Source organism: Blastococcus sp. SYSU DS0669 (genome assembly GCF_054050895.1).
On record NZ_JBJHAE010000011.1, the window covers coordinates 116,116 to 122,115 of the forward strand.

Here is a 6,000-nt window from a genome sequence, read left to right on the forward strand (position 1 = left end):
TCCAGCGCGGCCGAGTTATGCGCGCATCCACGCTGTCATCCCCGCGGTAGCGACTGGTCAGCTACCCAGCCAGTCCCGCACCAGCCAGGCGAGCAACTGGCCCGCGGCCACACGCATCGCCGCCCCCGCCAGCCGACCTAGCCTCTGCAGGTTCACCCTCCTCTCCGAATCGCCGTTCTCCCGCCGACCGTCGTCCGTGTGCTTGCCCACGCTGGCCTCCTGGATGCTGCGACCCACCTCGGCGGGCCGATCCGTGCTGAGTCCAGCGTCGCGGGGCTAGGAGGGGCCCCTAGTAAGGTGGATGTCGCACATCCGTCGAGAGAGACTCCCGGGCAGCGCGGAAAGCCTCGTCCCAAGCGGTCTGCATGGACGCCGACAGAGCTCCACTTCGGCCTCGTTGCACGTATCCGGTGAGCCATCGCAGGGCCGCAGGAGTCGCCCCTCCGGCCACCGCGTCCGCGAGGGACCCGACAGCCCATCGCCATGTTGGTGTCTGGATGAGTAGTTCTCGACCGATCAACCGCAGGAACTGGGACGGGCTGTTCATGGCCGACCGAAGTGCGGCCAGGTGCTGCTCATCCGCATCCCTGGCCACCGCCTGCAGGGCTGCCTGCATGGCGGCCTGGTTGACGATCCGCGTCCTTCGAATGAGTTCGTCACGCTCCGCTTCACTGATGAAGCCCAGGCGGTGAGCAACACGGGCAGGTACATGAACCCCACCGAACTGCTCGCAATCGAGCTCAAGTAGCAGCAGTTCAATGATGTCCGCGTCGGTCATGCCGGCTGTCGACTCGAGCACGACTTCAAGATTGGGTACTGGCTTCATGTGGCCCGGGGGCCCAATCACTGGCCAAAGCGCCTGGCTTGCGCCGGAACGCAGTCGAAGCAATCGCCGCTGCTTCAATGTCTCTTGCCATCCCTGGGGCAAGGGCGCGTTGAACGGGAGTACGATGGAATGCCATCCCGAAGGCATGGTCAAGTCCCATCCTGGCGGTGTCACGGTCTTGGTGAGACGGCGCGGCGTGTGAGTCCCTGTGGAGGTTCGGGCGTGGCTCGAAGCGTAAGGCCGAGTAAGCGGCCAATCCAGTAGATCCTGCAGTTCGATCTGGCGCTCGGCGCGCCACACCGCTGTCCTCCCACGTCCTTCAAAATAGGGTGCCTTCTCCTGGAGATCGCCAGTCAGGCCGTCGAAAGGATGAGCATTCTCGAGGTCGGATCTAAATAAATCCCAGTCACTCTTCTGGGCAGCTAACATCGCATGGGCGCGCTCGCTGTCAGGCTCGGAGAGGAATCCTCGCGCCAAGCGAAGGGCCAGCATGTTTCGCCAGTCGGCGTGCCACCGCACGTCCTCGTATCGCAGTACGAACGCGATTCGTTGTGCCCGCAACACCGTGGAGTCGCCAGGAGTCGGTGGACTATTTCGTCGCGCCCGAGCCGCGTCAGGGCTATCGGCTAGTTGGAAGACCTCACGCTCAGCGCGCGTGGTGCTGGCCGCGGCAGCCAGGCGCCACAACCCTTTCGCAGCGGCATAGGTCAACAGAGGACGCAGGTCCTCCAGGACGTCGTCAGAGAAGGGACTGGCAACCGCAATCGCCGTGACCACGGCGTCGGTCAACGGTCTTGCCTGGTAGTCATGGTGGGCCCTTCCCGCTGACTGCCCCGGGAGGACGAGCGCAACGCGTCGTGCCCGCTCTGCCAGTCCCTCGGGTAGTCGCAGAGGCAGTCGGCGTCGGTAGTCCGGTTGCTGAGGCAGTGGCTTCTGCGGGTGTCGCAACACCGTTGAGATGTGCGTCAACCGGTCGTCCTCGGATCGCTGCTCTTGGGCGCCTATGTGGAGCTCCAGCAACTGCCGCAGCGTCTCGTCGCGGGAAGTCCCCCTGGTGCTCGCGATCTGTCCGAGGACCCCTGCGGCACAGGCTGGGACTACGACGCTGCTCTGCTGGTGCCGACCTGCCACGCGTTCGTGGTCCCTTCGTTCTGTTGACGTCCGCGCTGCAAGCGCGCGCTTGACCCACACCCCGCAGGGGGGCTTCGAAGTGCCGTCTCCCTGAGTCGAACTGGCGTACTGATGGCGTGCAAACCGGTTGGAGAGCCGTGTGCAAGACCGACTTGACCGACTGAGGAAACCACGGGTTTGACCAGCGTGGATGGGGATCCTGTCGATGGCCCGCCAGCAGGAACAGCCCCCGCCCTCCCGTTCCGGGAGGGCGGGGGCTGCGTCGTCCGGGAGCCCCTCAGGCGGGGAAGTCGCTGTCCAGGATCAGCTGCCCGTCCCGGACCAGGAACGTGAAGACGTGCGGCCCGGTCTCGCGGCGGCCGTCGGCGTAGCGCAGTTCCATCGTGGCCGTCGCGGTGTTGTCGCCGTCCGCGGCCTGGATGTCGCTGAGACGCACGTCCTCGAACTGCTCCCAGTACCTGATGTAGTCCGCGCGGCTGATGTTCGCGCGCAGCGTCGGGCCGGTGCGCTCCCACGCCTGAGCGGGGTCCTCGATCACCTGCTCGTGGTAGTCCTCGACGAAGTCGCGGATGTTGTCCGCCGTGAGCGGGTCCCCGTCGTCCCCGTTCCCGCCGTTGCCGTTCCCGCGGTTGCCGTTCCCCTCGTCCTCGCCGTCATCGCCTTCCACCACCACCTCCTCCTCCGCCGGCGGCGGCACGACCGGTGCAGCCGGCTCCTCCGGCTGGGTCTCCGTGGGCACCGGCTCCTGGCTGGAGGTGGGGGCCTCGGACGTCGTCGACGTGGGCGAGGCGGCCGTGGCGTCGGGGTCGCCGCCGGAGGTGCCCAGCCAGACCCCGAGCGCGGCCAGCAGCGCGAGGACGCCGACGCCGGCCGCCACCCACGGTCCCCGGCGGCGTCCGCGGCGGTCGGCGGGCGCCACGGCCGCTGCCGGCGCAGCGGGCGCCGCGGCGGCGGACCCGACGGGAGGTGGCTGCGGCAGCGGGGTCCGGGCGGCGGGCGGGACGGGTGTGCGGGCGGCCGGCGGGATCGGCACCGGCGTCTCGGCGGAGGCCGGTGGCGCGGTGGAGGCGGCGCCCGCGGCGAGCACCGCCGTCCCGGAGGGGCCCGCCGGGCGCAGGTCGGTGCGGGCCACGAGCACCGTCGTCGGGTCGCCGTCCCGTCCCGCGGCGAGCCGGGCCAGCTCGTCGCGCACCTCGGTCATCGGCGGGCGGACGCCGGGGTCGTCGGCGAGCATCCGCAGCAGGGGGTCGGTGAGCGCCCCGGCCCGCTGCGGGGGAGTGATCCGTCCCGCCGCCACCCGGTGGAGCATGCTCAGCGGGTTGTCCTGCATGCCGAACGGTGGCTGGCCCTCCAGGCAGGTGTAGAGCGTCGCGCCGAGGGAGAAGACGTCGCTGGCCTCGGTCATCTCGTGCCCCTGGGCGACCTCCGGCGCGAGGAACGCCGGGGTGCCGGTGATCTGACCGGTCTGGGTGAGGGTGACGTCGCCGCTGGCGTGCGAGATGCCGAAGTCGGTGATCTTGACCAGGCCGGCGACGCGACCGCCCTCCCCGATCAGGACGTTGGCCGGCTTGACGTCGCGGTGCACGATCCCGGCCGCGTGGGTGGCCGCCAGCGCGTCGGCCACCTGCGCACCGATCTGCGCCACCAGGCCGGCGGGCAGCACGCCCTCGGCGCCGAGGACCTCCGCGAGGCTGCGGGAGGGCAGGTACTCCATGACCAGCCAGGGCGCCCCGCCCTCGAGGGCCACGTCGTAGACCGAGATCGCGTGCGGGTGGCTGAGCCGGGCGGCGATCCGGCCCTCGCGCAGCGCCCGCTGCCGCTGCTCGTCGATCAGCTGCTCGTCGGCGCCCAGCGGCGAGAGCACCTGCTTCACCGCGACCTGCCGGCCCAGCCGCTCGTCGCGCGCCAGCCAGACGGTGCCCATCCCGCCGCCGCCGATCTGGGACTCCAGCCGGTAGCGGCCGGCGATGAGACGGCCGGGCCCGGTGGCGGGACGGGTCATCGACGGGCGGCAGCCGGGTCAGACGGTGGAGGGCACGCCGTACCGACGTGCGTACTCCTCCTGCGCACCGACCGGCAGGACGTCGTACAGCCCGCCGAGCTCGGTGTGCACGTCGCCGTCGAGGTCGTCGAAGATCCGCTGCCAGGTGGGCGGCTCGTCGTAGCTGCGGGTCAGCAGCAGCTCCCAGGCCTGCGCCTGGCGATCGCGCTTGCTGCGCTCGGCGGCGAACTCGGACAGGTAGCGGTCCTTCGCGGCGGTCTTCTCCGCGGCGGTGGCGCCGGCCGGCAGCGCCGCGGCGTCGCCCCCCTTGAGCACACCGACGATCGCCTCGACGACGTCCGGCCGGACCTCGCTGTGCTCGTCCATGTCCTGCGCCTCCTCCTGTGCGGCCCGCAGGTGCAGGCCCTTCCCCGCCGGCCATCCGGTCAACCGCTCTGCGGTGAGGATGCCGCACGCCACCGCGGCCGGCCTCCCCGGCGGTGTCCCGGCGAGCCGCGCGAGGGCGCCCGGTACCATCGACGCCGTACCTGGAGGATTCGCCTAGTGGCCTATGGCGCTCGCTTGGAAAGCGGGTTGGGGGCAACCCCTCGGGAGTTCGAATCTCCCATCCTCCGCAGCACCGACGGGTCCCCGGCACACGCCGGGGGCCCGTCGCATCTCCGCGGTCAGGCGCCCGCCGTCGGCACGGGCTGCCGCAGCCGGCGCAGGTAGAGCCCCGCGACCGCGCCGAGCACGAGCAGCCCGCCGACCAGCGCCAGCGGCGCCAGGCGCTCGCCCAGCAGCAGCGTGGCCAGCGCGGTCGCGGTCAGCGGCTCCAGCAGCGTGACGATCGAGGCGACCGCGCCCGGCACGGTGCGCAGCCCGGTGAAGAACATCGCGTACGCCACCGCGCTGGGCACGATGCCCAGGTAGAGGAGCACACCCAGCGCCACGGGGTCGGCGGTGAGCCGCAGGCCGGTGGCGAGCGCGACCGGGGTGAGCAGCAGCGCACCCCCGGCGAAGCCGACGAGGGTCACCGGCACCCCGGCCGGCACCCCCGCCCCCGCCAGCGTGACGACGGCGTACCCCAGGGCGGAGCCGACGGCGAGCAGGGCGCCGAGCAGCACCGCCGTCCCGGTGTCCGCCCCGGCCGAGATGCCGACGAGCAGGACCAGCCCGACGAGGGCGACGACGAGGGCGGTGACCGTGGCCGCGTCCGGGCGGCCGTGGCCGAGCACCGTCGCGCCGACGGCGATGAGCAGCGGGGCCAGCCCCAGCGCGACCAGGGTGGCGATGCTGACCCCCGCCGTCGCGACCGCCGCGAAGTAGGCCAGCTGGTAGCAGGCCAGGCCGGCGCCGATCAGCGCCAGGCGGACGGTGGTGCCACGCCCGACCGCCGGCGCCGGGGCGGCCCCGCGCCGGGTGAGCGCCCAGGGGAGGAGCAGTGCGACCGCGCCGATCGCCATGCGGTGCCAGGCGATGTCGAGGGGGCCGAGGTCGCTGTGCCGGGCGACGATCGAGCCGCTGAAGCCGGAGGTGCCCCAGCAGAGCGCGGCCAGGACGACGAGGGAGAAGCCGCGACGGGACGCGGTGGTGCTCGGGGAGGACATGACGCTCCAGGTGCGGCTGCCGGGACGGGGCTCGTTGCCCGGAGCGCGGGACGGATCAGCCCGCCGGGCTCCGGGTCAGGAGCGCGGCGGGGGAAGTGACAGGACCCCGTCCCCCCCGCCCCTCGCACGCCCGGGGCGAGCCTCCGGACGGGGCCACAGCGTCATGGGCGGCAGCGTAGCGGGGCGTGCGTCCGCGGCCCGAGGGGTTTCCTCTACAGTGGAGCGCGACCCCTCGTGTGGCGTCATCCTGTGAACCTCCCCAGGGCCGGAAGGCAGCAAGGATAAGCGGGCTCTGGCGGGTGCGCGGGGGGTCCTCGCTTTTCCGGGGGCCGGTCGCCACCGCCGGATACGGCCTCGCCGGACCTCCGCATCGGCGGCCAGGGCTCGATCGGGTTCCTGCTGCACCCGGGGTGTGAGCCCGGTGCCGGTCCACGAGGTGCCGGCACCGGGCT

General features: G+C 72.0%; 5 protein-coding genes, 1 tRNA gene and 1 other RNA gene. 2 read left to right on the top strand and 5 right to left on the bottom strand.

Going from position 1 to position 6,000, the window contains the following annotated elements; all coding sequences use genetic code 11:
* Positions 1-57: 57 nt before the first annotated feature.
* The 4 genes from ACI792_RS13015 to ACI792_RS13030 all read right to left on the bottom strand — a co-directional run bounded on the left by ACI792_RS13015 (position 58) and on the right by ACI792_RS13030 (position 4,325).
* Positions 58-210 carry a hypothetical protein gene (locus tag ACI792_RS13015; RefSeq protein WP_456602953.1) on the bottom strand — a complete coding sequence of 51 codons (153 nt, stop codon included), beginning with the start codon at positions 208-210 and terminating at the stop codon, positions 58-60.
* A gap of 79 nt (positions 211-289) precedes the next feature.
* Positions 290-1,615, bottom strand: coding sequence for a hypothetical protein (locus ACI792_RS13020; protein WP_456602954.1), 1,326 nt, complete (start codon positions 1,613-1,615; stop codon positions 290-292).
* 619 nt (positions 1,616-2,234) lie between these two features.
* Complete coding sequence (locus ACI792_RS13025; protein WP_456602955.1) at positions 2,235-3,959, bottom strand: serine/threonine-protein kinase; 1,725 nt, start codon at positions 3,957-3,959, stop codon at positions 2,235-2,237.
* A gap of 18 nt (positions 3,960-3,977) precedes the next feature.
* The gene (locus ACI792_RS13030) at positions 3,978-4,325 is read right to left on the bottom strand and encodes a hypothetical protein (protein WP_456580164.1); all 348 of its coding nucleotides are present in this window, start codon (positions 4,323-4,325) and stop codon (positions 3,978-3,980) included.
* Positions 4,326-4,488: 163 nt separating this feature from the next.
* Between ACI792_RS13030 and ACI792_RS13035 the strand changes: the two genes are divergently transcribed.
* Positions 4,489-4,573 (top strand) — tRNA-Ser (locus ACI792_RS13035).
* 51 nt (positions 4,574-4,624) lie between these two features.
* Here the strand turns inward: ACI792_RS13035 and ACI792_RS13040 are convergent.
* Positions 4,625-5,548 (bottom strand): DMT family transporter, encoded by a 924-nt coding sequence (locus tag ACI792_RS13040; protein WP_456602956.1) that lies wholly within the window; start codon positions 5,546-5,548, stop codon positions 4,625-4,627.
* Between the two features lie 223 nt (positions 5,549-5,771).
* On the opposite strand from ACI792_RS13040, the gene ffs reads away from it, so the two are divergent.
* Positions 5,772-5,867, top strand: an RNA gene (gene ffs, locus ACI792_RS13045) — signal recognition particle sRNA small type.
* Positions 5,868-6,000: the final 133 nt, after the last annotated feature.

Coding starts and splice junctions, on each gene's coding strand:
- ACI792_RS13025 (WP_456602955.1), bottom strand. CDS start 3,959: ATGACCCGTCCCGCCACCGGGCCCGGCCGTCTCATCGCCGGCCGCTAC.
- ACI792_RS13030 (WP_456580164.1), bottom strand. CDS start 4,325: ATGGACGAGCACAGCGAGGTCCGGCCGGACGTCGTCGAGGCGATCGTC.
- ACI792_RS13040 (WP_456602956.1), bottom strand. CDS start 5,548: ATGTCCTCCCCGAGCACCACCGCGTCCCGTCGCGGCTTCTCCCTCGTC.